The 15994-nt window shown below is 60.3% G+C and carries 18 protein-coding genes; 3 read left to right on the top strand and 15 right to left on the bottom strand.

The annotated features are described in order from the left end of the window. Nucleotides 1-12: 12 nt before the first annotated feature. The 5 genes from MK208_RS09220 to MK208_RS09200 form a co-directional block, all read right to left on the bottom strand. Complete coding sequence (locus tag MK208_RS09220) at nucleotides 13-240, bottom strand: WGR domain-containing protein (RefSeq protein WP_294116109.1); 228 nt, start codon at nucleotides 238-240, stop codon at nucleotides 13-15. Between the two features lie 68 nt (nucleotides 241-308). Continuing rightward, nucleotides 309-1301: an OmpA family protein gene (locus MK208_RS09215; RefSeq protein WP_294116108.1), complete on the bottom strand. Its 993-nt coding sequence runs from the start codon at nucleotides 1299-1301 to the stop codon at nucleotides 309-311. Next, nucleotides 1298-1870 (bottom strand): peroxidase-related enzyme, encoded by a 573-nt coding sequence (locus MK208_RS09210; protein WP_294116106.1) that lies wholly within the window; start codon nucleotides 1868-1870, stop codon nucleotides 1298-1300. The genes MK208_RS09215 and MK208_RS09210 overlap by 4 nt, the downstream gene beginning before the upstream one ends. Nucleotides 1871-1881: 11 nt before the next feature. Beyond that, nucleotides 1882-2613, bottom strand: coding sequence for a GNAT family N-acetyltransferase (locus MK208_RS09205; protein WP_294116105.1), 732 nt, complete (start codon nucleotides 2611-2613; stop codon nucleotides 1882-1884). Continuing rightward, the gene (locus MK208_RS09200) at nucleotides 2610-3329 is read right to left on the bottom strand and encodes a molybdopterin-binding protein (protein ID WP_294116104.1); all 720 of its coding nucleotides are present in this window, start codon (nucleotides 3327-3329) and stop codon (nucleotides 2610-2612) included. Before MK208_RS09200 ends, MK208_RS09205 begins: the two co-directional genes overlap by 4 nt. Nucleotides 3330-3376: 47 nt before the next feature. Here MK208_RS09200 and sfsA point away from each other — a divergent pair, with 47 nt between their 5' ends. Both sfsA and map read left to right on the top strand, forming a co-directional pair. Next, nucleotides 3377-4090, top strand: coding sequence for a DNA/RNA nuclease SfsA (gene sfsA, locus MK208_RS09195; RefSeq protein WP_294116103.1), 714 nt, complete (start codon nucleotides 3377-3379; stop codon nucleotides 4088-4090). A gap of 83 nt (nucleotides 4091-4173) precedes the next feature. Then, complete coding sequence (map, locus tag MK208_RS09190) at nucleotides 4174-5040, top strand: type I methionyl aminopeptidase (RefSeq protein ID WP_294116102.1); 867 nt, start codon at nucleotides 4174-4176, stop codon at nucleotides 5038-5040. Between the two features lie 104 nt (nucleotides 5041-5144). Here the strand turns inward: map and MK208_RS09185 are convergent, their stop codons facing one another. The 8 genes from MK208_RS09185 to MK208_RS09150 form a co-directional block, all read right to left on the bottom strand. Continuing rightward, on the bottom strand, nucleotides 5145-5882 hold the full coding sequence (locus tag MK208_RS09185) for an ATP-binding cassette domain-containing protein (protein ID WP_294116100.1): 738 nt from the start codon (nucleotides 5880-5882) through the stop codon (nucleotides 5145-5147). Further along, nucleotides 5879-7090: an alanine racemase gene (locus tag MK208_RS09180; protein WP_294116098.1), complete on the bottom strand. Its 1212-nt coding sequence runs from the start codon at nucleotides 7088-7090 to the stop codon at nucleotides 5879-5881. The genes MK208_RS09185 and MK208_RS09180 overlap by 4 nt, the downstream gene beginning before the upstream one ends. 13 nt (nucleotides 7091-7103) lie before the next feature. After that, entirely contained in the window at nucleotides 7104-8057 is a 954-nt protein-coding gene (locus MK208_RS09175) for an ABC transporter permease (RefSeq protein ID WP_294116096.1), read from the bottom strand. Nucleotides 8058-8262: 205 nt separating this feature from the next. Continuing rightward, the gene (locus MK208_RS09170; RefSeq protein WP_294116094.1) at nucleotides 8263-9303 is read right to left on the bottom strand and encodes a substrate-binding domain-containing protein; all 1041 of its coding nucleotides are present in this window, start codon (nucleotides 9301-9303) and stop codon (nucleotides 8263-8265) included. Nucleotides 9304-9327: 24 nt separating this feature from the next. Further along, nucleotides 9328-10587, bottom strand: coding sequence for a M20/M25/M40 family metallo-hydrolase (locus MK208_RS09165; RefSeq protein WP_294116093.1), 1260 nt, complete (start codon nucleotides 10585-10587; stop codon nucleotides 9328-9330). Next, complete coding sequence (locus MK208_RS09160) at nucleotides 10584-11759, bottom strand: ROK family transcriptional regulator (protein WP_294116092.1); 1176 nt, start codon at nucleotides 11757-11759, stop codon at nucleotides 10584-10586. Before MK208_RS09160 ends, MK208_RS09165 begins: the two co-directional genes overlap by 4 nt. A 307-nt stretch (nucleotides 11760-12066) precedes the next feature. After that, nucleotides 12067-12636, bottom strand: a complete 570-nt coding sequence (gene rsmD, locus MK208_RS09155; RefSeq protein ID WP_294116091.1) for a 16S rRNA (guanine(966)-N(2))-methyltransferase RsmD — start codon at nucleotides 12634-12636, stop codon at nucleotides 12067-12069. A gap of 9 nt (nucleotides 12637-12645) precedes the next feature. Then, on the bottom strand, nucleotides 12646-13854 hold the full coding sequence (locus tag MK208_RS09150; protein WP_294116090.1) for an FAD-dependent oxidoreductase: 1209 nt from the start codon (nucleotides 13852-13854) through the stop codon (nucleotides 12646-12648). Nucleotides 13855-13936: 82 nt separating this feature from the next. Between MK208_RS09150 and MK208_RS09145 the strand changes: the two genes are divergently transcribed. Beyond that, nucleotides 13937-14425, top strand: a complete 489-nt coding sequence (locus MK208_RS09145; protein ID WP_294116088.1) for a peroxiredoxin — start codon at nucleotides 13937-13939, stop codon at nucleotides 14423-14425. 50 nt (nucleotides 14426-14475) lie between these two features. On the opposite strand, the gene MK208_RS09140 is transcribed toward MK208_RS09145, so the two are convergent. Both MK208_RS09140 and MK208_RS09135 read right to left on the bottom strand, forming a co-directional pair. Then, on the bottom strand, nucleotides 14476-14778 hold the full coding sequence (locus MK208_RS09140; RefSeq protein WP_294116086.1) for a 4a-hydroxytetrahydrobiopterin dehydratase: 303 nt from the start codon (nucleotides 14776-14778) through the stop codon (nucleotides 14476-14478). After that, the gene (locus MK208_RS09135) at nucleotides 14775-15962 is read right to left on the bottom strand and encodes a GNAT family N-acetyltransferase (RefSeq protein WP_294116084.1); all 1188 of its coding nucleotides are present in this window, start codon (nucleotides 15960-15962) and stop codon (nucleotides 14775-14777) included. The genes MK208_RS09140 and MK208_RS09135 overlap by 4 nt, the downstream gene beginning before the upstream one ends. Nucleotides 15963-15994 lie beyond the last annotated feature (32 nt).

The raw sequence follows: 15994 nt of genomic DNA, 5'->3' as shown, positions 1-15994 counted from the left end.
AAACGTGGAGTTCTACCCCCGCGCATACCCGCGTTTTTGGGCGCCGTGGCGGTATTGATCCGCGGCCAAGGATGCGTCGCGCAGGTTGCTGAAGATGCGCACCATGCTGCGCCCCTTGCCACCGGCGACGCCCCATTCGCGCAGGACAGAGACCTCTTCAAACAGGTTCATGGCAATTTCCACGCGGTAGTAGCGGGGGCGTGTGCGTTTGGCAGGTTTGTACAGGATGCAGATGGCCATGGGATCAGCCTATTGCAGCGGCGAATCGGGTGCAATGGTCTTGTGTGCGGGCGACTCTGCGTCAGCCGTTAGCTGCCAGACAGCAGCACCGCCTCAACCCGACGATTGCGCGTGCGGCCTTCCTCGGTGAGGTTTGTGGCAATGGGGGCGAGGTAGCCTGCGCCTTGGGCTTCGACCTGCGCTCTCGGCACGCCGTGGGTGTTGATTAGCCGGTTGCGCACGGCGGAGGCGCGTTTTTGCGAAACGCTGGTGTTGGCCGCCAGCGAGCCTTTGCTGTCGGTGTGGCCGACAAGCGCGATGCGGCGGTTGGGATCCGCTTTAAGGAACGCGGCCAAGGCGGCGAGCGAGGCAAACTCCGTGTCGGCCAATCTGGACGCGCCGGTTTCAAAGGACAGATCGCTGAGAACCACATGGCCGGATTGGGCCAGGGTTTTGGCAATGTCGGTGGCAGTTTCTGGAGCGGTGACAGCTGTGGTCACCTCCGGCACGACGGCGGGCTGCGTCTGCTCTTCGACTTTGGGCGGATCGAACGGCGCGCTGGGTTCGGTGGGCTCCGGCGCAGGAACGCTGTCCGGCCGGATGTCGTAGAGCTGAACCATTCCAGCTTGAGCGGTGCGGCTGACAAGGGCGGCGACAGCTTCGGGGCCTTGGTCGGTTTCGCGGCGGGCGGAGAGGTAGAAGTAGTCGGAGAGGTCGACAAACATCTGCGGCGGCAGGAGCACGTCAATGCCAAAGCGGAAGTCGAACCCGCCACAGCCTGCAGCGTCACAGGACAGAATCAGGTCGTATCCGTCGTCCAGCAATTGGGCCGCAAGCGCGGCATTGACGCTGCCGGTGCCGGGAAAGCCGCTGGAGAAGCGCCAGCTGCGTTTGCGCAGAGTGCCAGCCACGGGAATGGTTGGCACCGTGCCATCGGTTGCTGGTGACAGCGCGAGAGACAACACGTTTTGCGGCTGAATGTCTTCGCCCAAAAGCTGCCCCGGCGTTTCAAAACGCGGCTCAAAGGCCCAGCTGGCGGCTGGGCACAGGAGGAGCCAGGTTATGAGCGTGCCGGATTTCATCTTGCGAGTGCGTGGTACTCTGCGTTGGGTTGCATGGCGGTGGCGGAGGCAACGCGGTTGGACATGTTGTAGAAGCCAGCCACATTGGCGATGTCCCAGATGTCTTGATCGGTGAAGCCCACATCGCGCAGGCCCTGGCGGTCGGTCTCTTCGATGGTTGCAGAGGCGGTGGTCATTTTCTCGGCAAAGGCCAGCATGACGTATTGGCGGGCGTCCAGATCGGCCACGCGCCAGTTCATCACCATCATCTCGCCCAGCGCCGGATCGCCGGAGAGTTGACGCACGGCGGCGCCATGGGCGACGAGGCAGTAGAAACATTTGTTGATCGCGCTGACCACCACGGCGATCATCTCGCGCTCCAGTTTCGTGAGGCCGCTGTCGCCCAGCATGAGGTCGTTGTAGAGCGCGGTGAAGGCGTTCAGCTTGTCGGCATGGATGGCGTAGGCCTTGAGCACATTGGGCACCATGCCAAGCTTTTCCTGGCAGATGTCAAAGTAGCGCTGGGTCTCCGGCGGAAGCGGGTCCATCATTGGAATGTTAAGCGCGGTTGGTTTGCTTGTATCTGCCACGTTGGCCTCCCTTAATCGGTGGGTTTGCACCGGTAGTGGTACTCTCCCACAACGGTCATACCGAGGGAAGAGTACAGCCGATTTGCCGCTGCGTTCGAAGTGACACAAATGACCGACAGGTGGGTTCCGCCGTTCTCTAGCGTCCAGAAGGCGGCACGTTGCATCAAGAAGCGGGCGACGCCCTGACGGCGTTGGAACGGCAGGATTTCCAGCGCGTGCACCATGCCGATGCCGTTGTGCAGGCCAAGGAAAGATGCGCCCGCGGGCTTGTCCTGCCAGCGGGACACAAAGCCGGTTTTGGGCATAGGGGCGCGGCCCATGACGTTCAAACGGACGAGGTCCATGCCGCCCTGCGCCCAGATTTCTTTCATGATCTGCAGCGGCTCCCATGCAGGGATGGCTGCAGTGCGCGGCGGGCGTTCAGTCGCGAGGTCCTTGGCCGGGATGACGTACATGGTCACGGGATCGACGATCTCATACCCGCGCGCCTCCAGAGCGGCGTCCAGCTCCGCGTCACCTTCACGGATTTGAAAAAGCGGTTGTTGGTTGAGGGCACGCATGCCTGCCTCAGCCGCGGCGATGTCGTCCAGCACAAGGTCGCCGCTTAACGTGGCGGCAGAGACCCGTTTGCCACCGCCCTGACCGTCGCGCAGGGTGAAACACCCGCAACTATGGGTCGCGGCGGCAGGCCAGGTGCCGTCGATCACGTCATAGAGGGTGTGCGCCGAGACGTTAGAGGTCATGCGAAGAGGCCGGAGAGTTTGGTGATCGCCGCATCGATCCGCGCACCGTCGGTGCCGCGAATAACGATGTTGGAGCCATAAGCCCCGTTGCGTTGATAGGGGTAGGAGCCGATGGAAAGGTCGGAGAACTCGGTTGCGAGATCTGCCAGCGGGCCCGCGATGTCACCTTCGCCGCGCTCTATCCGCAGAGTTTGGCTCAGCAGAGGCGCGCCACCCGTCAGGGTTGGCAGAACGCTGGCCACCATGGCTTGGAATACCGATGGCACCCCTGCCATGACGTAGACGTTTTCCAGCCGGAAGCCCGGCGCGACAGACACGGGGTTGTCGATCAGCGTGGCATCGTCCGGGATGCGGGCCATGCGCTTGCGCGCTTCGTTGAACTCCTGCCCGGCGTTGTCGTAGTGCGCCTGCAACAGCGCGGCGGCGTCGGCGCGCACGTCGATATGTTTATCAAAAGCCTCGGCAATGCAGTCGGCGGTGATGTCATCATGGGTTGGGCCAATGCCGCCGGAGGTGAAGACGTGCTCGTAGGCACCTGAAAGTTGCTTCACCGCTGTGACAATCGCCGGAGCATTATCAGAAACCACACGCACCTCGGTCAGGTCGATGCCATGTTTGGTCAATTCCCCAGCCAAGAAATGCATATTGGCATCGCGGGTGCGGCCGGAAAGAATTTCATCGCCAATCACCAGCATGGCTGCGGTTGGGTTTGCCATGGTCTCATGTCCTTGTCAGTCACTCACCGCAGGTATAGGCCTGTGCCATGCGCTTTCAAACCCCTCTCGTTCCCGCCGTGCTACTTCGCCGCTACAAGCGGTTCCTCGCAGATGTTCGCCTAGAAGATGGGCGCGAAGTGACCGCGCATTGTGCCAATCCCGGCTCGATGATGGGGTTGAAGGATGAGGGCATCAAAGTCTGGCTGGAACCCAACGATGATCCCAAAAAGAAGCTGAAATACGGCTGGCGGTTGGTGGAACATGAGAACGGGCATTTCACTGGGGTCGATACCTCGGTTCCCAATCGCGCTTTGAAAGCCGCGTTGTTGGCGCATGAGATACCGGAACTGGCAGACTATGAAACCGTGCGGCCAGAGGTGAAATACGGTAGCAACAGCCGGATTGATTTCCTGCTGTCTGGCGAAGGGCGCAAGGACCTCTATTTGGAAGTGAAGTCGGTGACATTGAGTCGCGCAGATGGCGTTTCGGAGTTTCCGGACAGTGTGACCGCGCGGGGTGCAAAGCACCTCGAAGAGCTGATGGCGATGATCGCCGAAGGGCATGACGCGATGATGCTCTATCTGGTGCAGCGCACAGATGCAACACGTGTCACCTTGGCTCCGGACATTGACCCGACCTATGCCGAGACGTTCAGGCGCGCCCAAGCGGCGGGCGTGAAGGTGCTGGCCTACGGCTGTGACATTTCGCCAACGGAGATCACCATCGGCCGCCCCCTGCCCTTTTCCTTTGACGGTGCGTGACAGAAGGTGGTGTGCCTAAGCCCTAGAAGTTTTAAGAAATTGCGCTTACATAGCCGCAAACCTTACGTGACGGAGCACTCCAAATGATCGGCAAACGCCGCAAAACACGCGACAGCATCGACCTCTATTCGCCAGAGGATCATGCCGGCATGCACAAGGCCGGGGCTTTGGCGTCGCAGATTCTGGATGACATCGCAGAGCACGTGTTTCCCGGTCAAACCACTGCGGAGTTGGACCGGCTGATCGAAGCGCAGGTCAATGCCGCTGGCGCGACCTCGGCCACCATTGGCTATCGCGGCTATCAGCATGCAAGCTGTATCAGTGTGAACCATGTGGTCTGCCATGGTATTCCCGGCAGCCCGATCCCGAAGTGGAACAAAGAGACCAGCGCGCGCAAGGAAGACCCGATGCGCGAAGACGACAAGCTGCATGATGGGGATATTCTGAACATCGACGTGACCGTGGTGGTTGATGGTTGGTATGGCGACACCAGCCGTATGTATGTGGCGGGCAAGCCTAAGGGATTTGCCAAGAAGCTCATTCAGGTGACCCATGATGCGCTAATGCTGGGCATTGAGGCGGTCAAACCGGGCAACACCTTTGGCGACATCGGTTATGCGATCCAGACCTATGCGGAACGCCAGCGCATGTCCGTTGTGCGCGACTTCTGCGGCCACGGTCTGGGCCGAGTGTTTCACTCGCCGCCCAACGTGCTGCACTATGGCCGCGCGGGCAGCGGGCCAGTGCTGGAAGAAGGCATGTTCTTCACCATTGAGCCGATGCTGAACATGGGCCGTCCGGAAACCAAAGTGCTGGCGGATGATTGGACAGCGGTGACGCGCGACAAATCCTTGTCGGCGCAGTTTGAGCATTCCGTGGGCGTGACCGCAGATGGCGTGGATATCTTTACGCTCTCCAAGGCGGGGCTGTATCACCCCACCTGGAAGTAACCTTCCTTGCAAAAAACAAAGTCCTCAGCCTGATAGGGGCCGAGGACAGGTGCCAGGGCACGGGAGCGCCCTGGTATGGGAAATGAGTGGTGGTTTTTGCCGCTTTACGCGACGCCCGTGATCATTGAGACAATCTCGTTCTTGTCGGTGGATTTGGTGTCGCGCACGCCAATTTGCTTGCCGCGCCGCAAGACGCAGATGCGGTCAGACAGGCGGAACACCTGATCCAAACTGTGGCTGATGATGAGAATGGCGAGGTCTTTGGCCTTCAGCTGTTCGATCAGCGCCTCCACCCGTGCGGTTTCCGCAACCCCAAGCGCTGCCGTGGGTTCATCCAACAAAACCAGTTTGCTAGCCCAGTGTGTGGCGCGGGCGATGGCGATGCCTTGGCGTTGACCACCGGAGAGATCGCTGATGGTGGAGCTGGCCGAGGGGATGCGCACGTCGAGCTCGTCCACAAGGTCCTGCGTTTCCTGGCGCATGCGGGCCTTGTCCAGCAGGTTCAGCGGACCTTTGGTCAGCTCGCGCCCCAAGAACATGTTCATGTAGACCGGTTGCTGATCCGCCAGCGCGAGATCCTGATAAACCACCTCGATGCCGTTGGCGCGAGCGGCGGAGGCGTCGCGGATGTCAGCGGCCTCGCCATCCAGCAGAATTTCACCAGATGTAGGTGTGTAAACGCCTGAGATGATCTTGATCAGCGTGGATTTGCCCGCGCCGTTGTCGCCCACCAGCGCGACCACCTCACCCGCTTTCAAGTTCAGGGAAAAGTCTTCGATGGCCACCACGCCGCCAAAGGCTTTGTGGATGTTGGTGAGGGAAAGTACTTCTTGATCACTCATGCGGAATACCCCTCGTGGCGGTCGACGGGCTGGCCAAAGATGTTTTCGATGCTGGTGACTTTGGGCGTGCCGGACGCGACGCCGGAGACACTGACAGCATTGGCACGGGTGACAAAGCTTTGACCACGGAAGCCAAACACCACTGTGTCGCCGGTGTTGGGTACAGGGCGGTCTTTGGTGTTGATCATGCCGTAGTAGTCGATGGCTTTGTACTCAGGGATGTCAACCTTGTAGAGCGCGTCCGGCGCAGAAGTCGGCGTGGCGGAGACCAACGCCTGCACGTCGTAGGCCGGGAACACCGGGTCAATGTAGAGACCGCCACCAAAGCAGTAAGCTTCGTCTTTGTGCTGGTGAGACACTTCGCTCAGGTACAACACAGCGGGACCTTCAGGCAGATCCTTCACCGCATGCAGAGGCGTGGTGCCGTGCAGTGCGTTGCCGGGTTCGACCTGCGTGGCGCCCGCCTCGGCCAGGGCAGGCAAGAGCGCCATGGAGTTGGTGCCTGGTGCGTTGACTTCGATGTCAGTCCGACCGGCGTCGGCCAAGGCTTTCAGCGCTTCGCTCAGTGTGGCGAGGTTTTGTGTGGGTTTCACCGAATTGCTGTCGAGATCAAACAGGAGAGCCGGGAAGGTGGTGATGCCGGCAAAGCGTGCGCCGTCGAGCGCGTCGATCTCGTCGGCGATTTTCACAATGTCTTCGGCAGCGAAGCCGCCTTCGTGGCCGCGATAGAAGGTGTCGCCGCCGGTCTGGATCCGCGCGAGGATGTTTTGCACGCGACCAGCCTCGGACGCTGCTTGGGCAGCTTCGCGGGCTTTGTCCATGGTGAAGACGGTCCAGTAGTCGGGCTTCAAATGCGCAGCGGCATAGCCTGCGTCTCGCTGAGGCACTTGCACCAGATGGCCCAGATGGCCGGTGCGCAAACCGGCACGGTGGCAGGCGATGGCGCAGTCCATGTCGACCGCAACAGAGCGATCAATACCGCCGCGCATCACGGCGGCGCAAAAGCCGGAGTGACGGGAGACCTGCTTGGTCATGGCAAAGGTTTTCAAGCCGTATTTAGCGGCCTCTTCGGAGAACAACCGTGCGTTGGCTTCGACTTGGTCGAGGTCGATCACATAAGAGTTGGGCGGAATTTCCCCGGCTTGGTGCAAGGCCATGGCGGCCTCGATGAAGCGCGGGTTTCGGTCAATCAGTGTTTTCAGGAACATGAGGTGTCCTTTCTTAACGCGAGGTGTCGCGGAGCGAGACGGCAACAGCGATCAGGATGATCAAGCCACGCACAATCATTTGGTCCGAAACTTTGAGGTTCATAAGGATCAGCCCGTTGTTGAGCATGCCCATCAGGAGCGAACCCAACAGCGCGCCCACAACCGAGCCTTTGCCGCTGTTGAGCGCAGTGCCGCCGACAATCACGGCGGCGATCACAGTCATCAGGTCGCTTTCGCCAAGGGTGTACTTGGCAGCTTGAAGCCGACCTGCATAGAGCAGCCCTGCCAGACCAGCGCAGCCGCCACAGATCATCATCACATACAGCCGCACGCGGGCCACTTTGATGCCAGACACTTGCGCCGCACGTGGGTTGTCTCCGGTAGCCAGCACATGGGCACCAAAACGGGTGTGGCGGTAGATCAGATGGCCGATGCCCACGCCAAGGCAGGTCCAGATCACCAAAGATGGCACAGAGAACAGCTTGCCGGAGCCAAACAGGCCGGTGAAGGTGTCGTTCATCACCGGCACGGAGCGCAGGTTGGTCATGGAGCGGGCGATGCCTGCAAACAGCCCCATAGTGGCGAGGGTCACAAGGAACGAGGGCAGCTTGAGGTAAGCCACCAAGACGCCGTTAAACGCGCCAATGGCAACGCCAACGCCCAAGCCCACCAAGACACCAACCGGCATGGGGAAGCTTTGTAAGGCGACCGCGCAAGAGAGCGCGGAGACGGCCACAATGGAGCCGAAGCTGAGGTCAATTTCGCCAGCGGAGAGCGCAAAGACCAAGCCCACAGCCATGATAGTGGCAGGCGCAGTTTGCAGCACGATGTTGGTGAGATTGCGCTGGGTCAGGAACCCATCGTCATAGAGGGTCACCGCAAAAAACAGGAAGATGGCAAGGAAGCCAAAGTAGACAACCGCTTGTTGGAAATCCAATCCTTGCAGTCGAGAAGAGACGCGGGTCATGTCGATCTTTCAGATAGAAGAGCTACCACACCGGACGCGTCAAGAGCGACATCCCGCAGCAAAGCAGGGCCGTTGTACGCGCCGGAGGAGAACGTCGGGGAGCAGCCGATGCACGCATATACGCGCAGGGGCCACGAGATAGGCGAGACCTGCCGCCAGACCAGTGTGAAAAGGGATCACCTATGGTCCAGCGACAGAGAGGAGATTACTTGCTCAGGCTGGCCGGTGCGTCCACGCGCAGGGACTTCTGCCAACCATCTTGCACGTTGTCTGCGGTCACGGTGATGGCCGGGGCCACAACAAAGGCAGGCACCTCTTCGCCCAGCAGATCAAGCGCTGCGGAGGCGGCCATGGCGCGGCCAAGCTCATAAGCTTCATCCGCCACAATCGCGACCACGTTGCCGCCTTTGACCATGTCCAGCGCGATCGGCTCGGACAGGTCCAAAGTCACAATCTTGGTGCTTTTGTTTCCATTGGCGCGCAGTGCGGCCAGGACGCCTTCAGCAGGGCCTGCCCAGGTGACAAAGATGCCGCCCAGATCCGGGTTGCGCAGCAGCATGGCGTTGGCAATTTCCTCGGCGCGGGCCGGGTCGCTGATGCCTTGTTCCGCCACAATCTCGATATTCGGATAGTCCGTTTCAATGGTGGTTTTGAACGCGTTGTCACGCTGGTTGGTCACGTAATAGTCCGCGTCATGATAGATCCAGCCCACGGTGCCGGAGCCACCCATAGAGGCAGCCAACGCATCTGCGGCCTGCTTGCCCATCTGGAACAGATCGTCGGTCACAATGGCGGCATAGTCTGCCGGATGGGAATAGCCGGATGGCACGTTGGACAGGAAGCTGAGCGCCACGCCGTTTTCCTTGGCCTCTTCAAAGGCCGCTGCGGAGGTCACCGGGTCCAATGGCAAGGACAGAATGATGCTGGGCTCTTTGGCCATCGCGGTTTCAATGTCGCTGCGCTGTTTGGCGGCGTCAAAACCGGCTGAGGCGGTGGCGACAACTTTGATGCCAAGGCGTTCAAATTCGTCGCTAGCACCCGCGGTAACAGCGTTCACAAAATCGGATTGATCATGCCACAAAAGCGCGGCGCTGTGATTGCCGGACTTGAGCGCGGCGAGGTGATCGTCACTGACCTGAACAGCGGTCGAGGCGGTGGCCGCTTCGCCGTTTGGACCAATGGTTTCCGCGCCGGCAGCCGAAGCCACCGACAGGCACGCAGCCGCTACGATGTTGAAGTATTTCATGTTTTCCTCCCACAAAAAACATAACTAGGGTTCGACCACGCCACAGAAGCGGGTCATGAAGAGGGCGTAGGCCCTCACGGCATCGAGGTAGGCATCAATCGAGATGCGCTCCTCAAATGTATGGGCCACGGCGATGTTGCCGGGGGCGCAGTAAACGGTTGGACAGCCAAGCTGGTCGACCCAGAATGGGGATTCAGACCAGTAGGGCGCGCCGCCAATGTCGCCACCAGTTGCGCCGGTGTCCTTGAGGCTGGATTGCAGCATGGCGGCGGCGGGGTGGTTGCGGTCGATCTCGACCGGAGAGCCGCCTTTGGGATGGTCGCGTCCCGCTGGATAGTCGAAAGAAATCTCGATGGATGGGTCGATGTCGGCCCCGCGCACCACACTTTCAAAGGCGATCACGGCTTCGGATAGGTCTTCGCCGGGGCGGAGTTTGCGGATGACAGAGAAGCTGCACTCGCCAGGAACAGCGATGTAGCCGCCACCGGACAGATGGGTCACAAGCACATCTGAGGGGCCAACCAGATCATGATGCGGCTGGCTGCGCAGTTCGTCGCTGTGCGCCCAGACGGCGGACAGGATTTTATGGGTGGCCTTGAGCGCGTCGACGCCTTCGTCCGGGGTGCCAAAGTAGGCGGATTTGCCGGTGATTTTCACATCTGCAATGAAGAAGCCGATTTGCGCGGTGTACACGTCCAGCTTGGTGGGCTCGACATAGACGGCAAAGTCAGGCTTGGGCACGGTGCCGGATAGGATGCGGTGCGTCAGGTCCTTAGCACCCGCGCTGACACCGGTGCCGACCTCGCCGCTTTCCTCATCGCCGATGAAGGCAAAACTGAGGTCGTTTGCGAGGGTGATGCCAGCGCGGTCCAGCAGGCGCAAAGCTGCGAGTGCGGCGCATATGCCCCCCTTGAGATCACAGGCCCCCCTGCCCCAGACGTGGCCATCGACAATGGCCCCGCCAAAAGGATCATTGCGCGGATCATCTTCCCAATGGTCGGCCCAGCCACGCACATGCACGGTATCGGTATGGCCGGTGAACATGAGGTTGCGCCCCGGCTCTGTTTGAGAGCCTTTGCGCACGCCCCAAATATTTGGGCGACCGGGCAGGAAATCTGCGGAGCGCGGTGCGAGGCCTAGGTCCGCCATTTGCGACTGCAGGAACGAGACAAAATTGGCCTCGTTGCCGGTCACACTTTCGTGGCGCAGGGCGGATTTCAGGAGGGCAATGTCCGCGTCCCGATCCTGCAAGTCCTTCAGGGTGTTCACAAGCGCATCGCTCATGTGGTGACCTCCTGAAAGGTTTGCAGCGCGGGCGGTGGCACTTGGATCTCCGCGCCTTTCAGGCCGCCGGTGAACAGCGCTACGTGCAGGCGTGACAGGGCGATGGAGGTGGCCCCGGCCAAGGCGGCGTGATTGCCCAGAATGGTGTTTTCAATTGGGATCGCCCCGGGGAAACATTTGCGCAGAATGGGCTCGATCAAGGCCACCAACTCGCTGCGGGCGCCGATGGAGCCGCCGATGACAATGCAAGACGGGTCGACCACTGCGGCAATGGCACCAATCGCCAGCGCGATGTTTTTGGCAGCGCGTTCAAGGCAGGCCTGTGCCGCCGCATCACCTGCCAGTGCGGCATCAAAGATTTCCGGCACGCCAAGCGCCTTGCCGGTTTGTTCCTGATAATGCGCAATCAGCGCCTGGGTGGCAGACACACGCTCCAGCGCGCCCACCCGCAGGCTTTCGGGATCAAAAGGATCAGCCCCAAACGGCAGGTAACCCACTTCGCCCGCTGCGCCGGACGCCCCGCGCACGAGGTTGCCCCCGATCACCAGCCCGGCACCGATGCCGGTGCCGATGGAGACATAGACCAGATCGTCGGTGTCGCCGCGCTTGGTCATCCAATGCTCGCCGAGGGCTGCGAGGTTCACGTCGTTTTCGACAATAACCTCCACGCCGACGGAGTCGGACAGGGTGTCGGCAAAGTGGATTTTGTCCACGCCGGGCACGTTGGGGGCAAAGGCAATGGTGCCGTCCGGCTGTGGTACGCCAGGCACGCCAACCACAACGGTGCGGATGGTCTGTGGGTCGATGGCGTGGTTTGTGGCCAGCTCGCGGATCAGGTCGGCAATCTGGGTTGTGACCGCAACGCCACCGTCCTTGACCGTTGGGGCAACGGTTTCGGCCACCACTTCGCCCACCAGATTGCAGATGGCGACGCGTACTTTGGTGCCGCCAAGATCCACCGTGGCAACCAGAGCGGCGCGCGGGTTGATTTCATACACGACCGCGCGCCGCCCAACATGGCCTTCGGTCTGACCAACGGTTTGCACCAGCCCGTCTTCTTCAAGCTGCGCCATGATCTCGGAGACCGTTTGCTTGGACAAGCCGGTCATCTTTGCGATCGACGCTCTAGAAATCGGCGCGTAGCTGGTGATCGCTTGCACAATGGTGCTCATCGACAGCTGTCGGGAGACATTTCCTGAAAAAGACACGCGGGCCTCCTTTAGTTCGGTGACTAGACGAACTATTTAAGCCGGTATGATTTCTGTCAACAATTTTAATTGTCAGCTTCACCAATCAACACTTAGTGGATTGATTTTAAATATTTATTACCCAACACCACACATACGACGCGGGGAGACAAAAACCTCAATTACGTCAGCATGATTGTCACAAATTTACGCAGGGAAGATGAATTTCTTCAAGCCACCCGACGCTTGTCCGGTCGAGTCGATAGCCTCTGGAGGGAGGGTTTCGCTCCCCTCAGTTAGGGGCTGAGACCTCCAGAAAGGTCATCCATGTGTCGCCGTATTTGCGCTGGTCCAGCTGCGTGAATCCTTCAGGCGCCACCTGTGGCGTGTTCTCTTCCCAAACGATCAACGCATCTGGATCAATCCACCCGTTTTGAGACGCCAGAGACAAAGCCTTTTGCCCCATGGACTTCCCATAGGGCGGATCCAGAAAGATCAGGTCATAAGGCGCATCCGGGTTTTGCGGCAGGCGGGTGGCGTCGGCTTTGATCAGCTTGGCCCGCGTGGGGCCGCAGGTTTTGCGGATGTTGTCGCGGATCAGGCCGCCGGCTACGCGGCCATCGTCCACAAAGGTCACGGTTGTGGCCCCGCGCGACACTGCCTCCAAACCCAGCGCGCCGGTGCCTGCGAAGAGGTCCAGCACACGGGCGCCCGTGATGGGATTGCCCAGCTTGCCGCCTTGCAGCACGTTGAACAGGCTTTCGCGCACGCGGTCTGTAGTGGGGCGCAGGTGTTTGCCCTGATCGCCTTTGCCCACTGCCGCTAGCGCGATGCCCCGCCATTCTCCGCCAATGATCCGCATGTAGGCTCCTTAGAGACGCATCAGATCTTTGATGTCAGTGTTCATGTCGGCGACCATGTCACGTGCTGGAGATTTCCCGCTTTCGATCAGGCGCTTGCCCACCATGTAGTCGCGCGGAGCGTTCATGGCGTCGACAGCCAGAAGCGTGTCGCCTTGGTAATACCAGAAGGAGGTGGCCCCTGCGCCGCTGTCGCGGGTGACGATGGTGTCAAAGCCGGTGTTCAGGCCCGCAATTTGCAGTTTGACGTCATATTGATCGGACCAGAACCAAGGCTTGGCGACGTAGGTTTTCTCGGCACCGAGGATGTTTTCGGCAACCACTTCGGCCTGATCAATTGCGTTGGGCACGCTTTCAAGCCGGATGCGGGTGCCTTTGTAGGGGAAAGAGGCGCAGTCGCCTGCGGACCACACGTTAGGCACGCTGGTGCGGCCTTGGTCGTCGGTGGCGATGCCGTTGTCGAGGGTCAGGCCTGCGGCTTCGGCCAGCGCAGTATCAGGGCGGATGCCAACGCCGACAATCACGAAGTCCACGGCCAGGTCCCGGTTGCCGGAGAGTTTCGCGGTGGTCACCCGGACGTCTCCAGCCAGGCCTTCCAGTGCGGTGCCTTCGAGGATCTCAACGCCATGCGAGCTGTGCAGCGCGCGGAAATAGTCGCTGGTTTCCTTGGCGGCGACGCGTTGCAGAATGCGGTCGGACATTTCGACCAGCGTGACTTTGAGGCCTTTGGCGGCGGCCACAGCGGCGGCTTCGAGACCGATGTAGCCGCCCCCAACAATCAGCACGTGGCGGTCTTTGGCAAACTCCGGGGCCATAGAGTCCACATCGGCGAGGTTGCGCACGGTGTAGACGCCGTCGAGATCGCCACCGATGGCGGCGGGCAGGCGAATGGGAGACGCACCGGTGGTCAGAACGAGGTGATCATAGGAGAGAATTTCCTCGGCTAGGGAGACCGTTTGCGCCGTTGTGTCGATGGCCTGAACAGTCGTGCCAAGGCGCAGGGTGATGTTTTGATCGGCGTAATAACTTTCTGGCCGCAGATAGAGGCGTTCGAGGTCCATTTCCCCCAACAGGTACTTTTTGGACAGCGGCGGACGTTGGTACGGTGGGGCGGTTTCGGCCCCGATCAGGGTGATCTTGCCCTCAAAGCCTTTGGCGCGCAATTTGGCCACACAGGCCGCGCCTGCCTGCCCCGCTCCGATCACAACAATGTGCGTCACGTCACTCTCCCTCAAACCCATTGTCTTAGCCGCTGGCGAGCCTATATCGCAGGTTCAGGGAAACGCAATGAGAGTATCACAAATGAGTATTTCGATCGGAGACAAAATCCCCGAAGGCACGTTGATGAAGATTGGTGCAGAAGGGCCGGAACCGGTGTCGGTGGAAAGCCTGACCAAAGACCGCAAGGTTGTGCTGTTCGGCCTGCCAGGGGCGTTCACCGGGACGTGCAGCAGCGCGCATTTGCCAAGCTTCATGCGCAATGTGGATGCGCTGAAAGACAAAGGCGTAGATGAGGTGATTTGTGTGTCGGTCAACGATCCATTTGTGATGGATGCTTGGGACAAAGCGCACAACGCGGCCGACGCAGGAGTGACCCTGTTGGCAGACCCAACCGGCGAGTTGACCACCGCGATGGGGTTGGACTTCAGCGTACCAGCGATTGGCTTTGTGAACCGCTCCAAGCGCTATGCGGCGATGATCGAAGACGGCGAGTTCAAGATCCTGAACGTCGAAGAGGCGCCGGGCACCTGCGAGATCAGCGCGGGTGAGACCATGGTTGCCGCTCTGTAAGCTTTTGATATGAGGCCTGACGTGCTGCGCGAGCGTGTCAGGCCTATCCTTTAGGCCTCGCCAAACAAGACATCCATTTTGCGCGCCAATTTGGCGTCCAAAGCGGATAGACCGCCCACGTCATGGGTGGTTAGAGACACGTCTACAGTTTTGTAAACGTTGGACCATTCCGGGTGGTGGTTCCATTTCTCGGCCCAGATGGCGGCTTTGGTCATCCAGCCAAAGGCCTCTACAAAGTTCTCAAACTCAAAGGATTTGCGGATCGCGTCGCGGTCGTCGCAATAGGTCCAGCCGGTCTGCAACAGCGGCTCCATGACCGCATCGCGGGCGGCCTGACTGAGTTTTTCGGTCATTCGTGGTCCTCCTCATTGCCGCGTTTGAACGGGCCATAGTTGGTGAGCACTTCGACATCCTGACTGACCGCTTCACGCTCCTCTTGGAGGTAGCGATCTATAGCGTCGCGAAACCCTGGGTCCTGGATCCAGTGCAGCGAGTGGGTGGTCACCGGCAGGTAGCCGCGCGCCAGTTTGTGCTCGCCTTGTGCGCCCGCCTCCACCGAGGCCAACCCCTGCGCTATGGCCCAGTCCATTGCCTGATAATAGCACAATTCGAAGTGCAATGCCGGGTGGTGTTCGACGCAGCCCCAGTAGCGGCCAAAGAGCGTGTCGCTGCCAATCATGTTCATGGCGCCTGCCACGGGGGTGCCGTCGCACTCCGCAAAGATCAGCAGCGTGTCGTCGCGCATCGTTTGGTGGAGGATGTCAAAGAAGGCACGGGTCAGGTAAGGCGTGCCCCATTTGCGCGCGCCGGTGTCTTGGTAAAACCGCCACAGGGAGTCCCAGTGGTGCGGCTTGATGTCCTCGCCGGTCAGGCAGGTGATGGTGCCGCCAAAGGCCTGCGCCTGTTTGCGCTCTTTGCGGATGTTTTTGCGTTTGCGGGAGGAGAGTGCGGCGAGGAATGCGTCAAAGTTGACGTAATTGTTATTGAGCCAGTGGAATTGTTGCCCGGTGCGATAGAGCAGGCCCATCTCCTGACCGTTTTGCGCCTCCTCTTCGGTGCAAAAAGTGATGTGCGCACCGCTGAGGCCATTGTCTGTGCCGACCTGCACCATGCCCTGGACTAGCGCGGATTGGCCCGTGGCCTCCCAGCCGGGGCGGGTCATCAGGCGGCGGCCTGTGACGGGGGAAAACGGCACGGCGGTTTGCAGTTTCGGGTAATAGCGCCCGCCTGCTTGTTCGTAGGCGTGGGCCCAATTGTGGTCAAAGACGTATTCGCCCTGGCTGTGCTGTTTGATGTACATCGGCGCGACGGAGATGACCTCGCCACCCGCTTTGGCGGTCAGGTGGCGGGGCAGCCAGCCGGTGCCGGAGCCGACACTGGCGCTTTCCTCAAGCGCCCGCAGGAAGCGATGGGTGACAAAGGGGTTTTCCGCGCGCCCGGTGCCGTTTGGCGTAGGGTCGGCGCAGGCGTCCCAATCGGCCGCGGAAACGGTCTCCAGCGACTGATGCAATGTGATTTCAATTGGATCACCGTCCATGCGCGCGCCTCCTTGTCAGTAGTGTACCTGCT

The sequence above is a fragment of the Shimia sp. genome, assembly GCF_022448905.1.
In the GTDB taxonomy this organism is placed as follows: Bacteria; Pseudomonadota; Alphaproteobacteria; order Rhodobacterales; family Rhodobacteraceae; genus Shimia.
Note: the sequence above shows the minus strand (reverse complement) of the source record. Positions and strands in the feature narration are given on the sequence as shown.

Excerpts from the sequence above, each read along its gene's own strand:
- MK208_RS09220 (WP_294116109.1), bottom strand. The coding sequence starts at position 240 with ATGGCCATCTGCATCCTGTACAAACCTGCCAAACGCACACGCCCCCGC.
- MK208_RS09215 (WP_294116108.1), bottom strand. The coding sequence starts at position 1,301 with ATGAAATCCGGCACGCTCATAACCTGGCTCCTCCTGTGCCCAGCCGCC.
- MK208_RS09205 (WP_294116105.1), bottom strand. The coding sequence starts at position 2,613 with ATGACCTCTAACGTCTCGGCGCACACCCTCTATGACGTGATCGACGGC.
- MK208_RS09200 (WP_294116104.1), bottom strand. The coding sequence starts at position 3,329 with ATGGCAAACCCAACCGCAGCCATGCTGGTGATTGGCGATGAAATTCTT.
- sfsA (WP_294116103.1), top strand. The coding sequence starts at position 3,377 with ATGCGCTTTCAAACCCCTCTCGTTCCCGCCGTGCTACTTCGCCGCTAC.
- map (WP_294116102.1), top strand. The coding sequence starts at position 4,174 with ATGATCGGCAAACGCCGCAAAACACGCGACAGCATCGACCTCTATTCG.
- MK208_RS09185 (WP_294116100.1), bottom strand. The coding sequence starts at position 5,882 with ATGAGTGATCAAGAAGTACTTTCCCTCACCAACATCCACAAAGCCTTT.
- MK208_RS09180 (WP_294116098.1), bottom strand. The coding sequence starts at position 7,090 with ATGTTCCTGAAAACACTGATTGACCGAAACCCGCGCTTCATCGAGGCC.
- MK208_RS09175 (WP_294116096.1), bottom strand. The coding sequence starts at position 8,057 with ATGACCCGCGTCTCTTCTCGACTGCAAGGATTGGATTTCCAACAAGCG.
- MK208_RS09170 (WP_294116094.1), bottom strand. The coding sequence starts at position 9,303 with ATGAAATACTTCAACATCGTAGCGGCTGCGTGCCTGTCGGTGGCTTCG.
- MK208_RS09165 (WP_294116093.1), bottom strand. The coding sequence starts at position 10,587 with ATGAGCGATGCGCTTGTGAACACCCTGAAGGACTTGCAGGATCGGGAC.
- MK208_RS09160 (WP_294116092.1), bottom strand. The coding sequence starts at position 11,759 with ATGAGCACCATTGTGCAAGCGATCACCAGCTACGCGCCGATTTCTAGA.
- rsmD (WP_294116091.1), bottom strand. The coding sequence starts at position 12,636 with ATGCGGATCATTGGCGGAGAATGGCGGGGCATCGCGCTAGCGGCAGTG.
- MK208_RS09145 (WP_294116088.1), top strand. The coding sequence starts at position 13,937 with ATGAGTATTTCGATCGGAGACAAAATCCCCGAAGGCACGTTGATGAAG.
- MK208_RS09140 (WP_294116086.1), bottom strand. The coding sequence starts at position 14,778 with ATGACCGAAAAACTCAGTCAGGCCGCCCGCGATGCGGTCATGGAGCCG.
- MK208_RS09135 (WP_294116084.1), bottom strand. The coding sequence starts at position 15,962 with ATGGACGGTGATCCAATTGAAATCACATTGCATCAGTCGCTGGAGACC.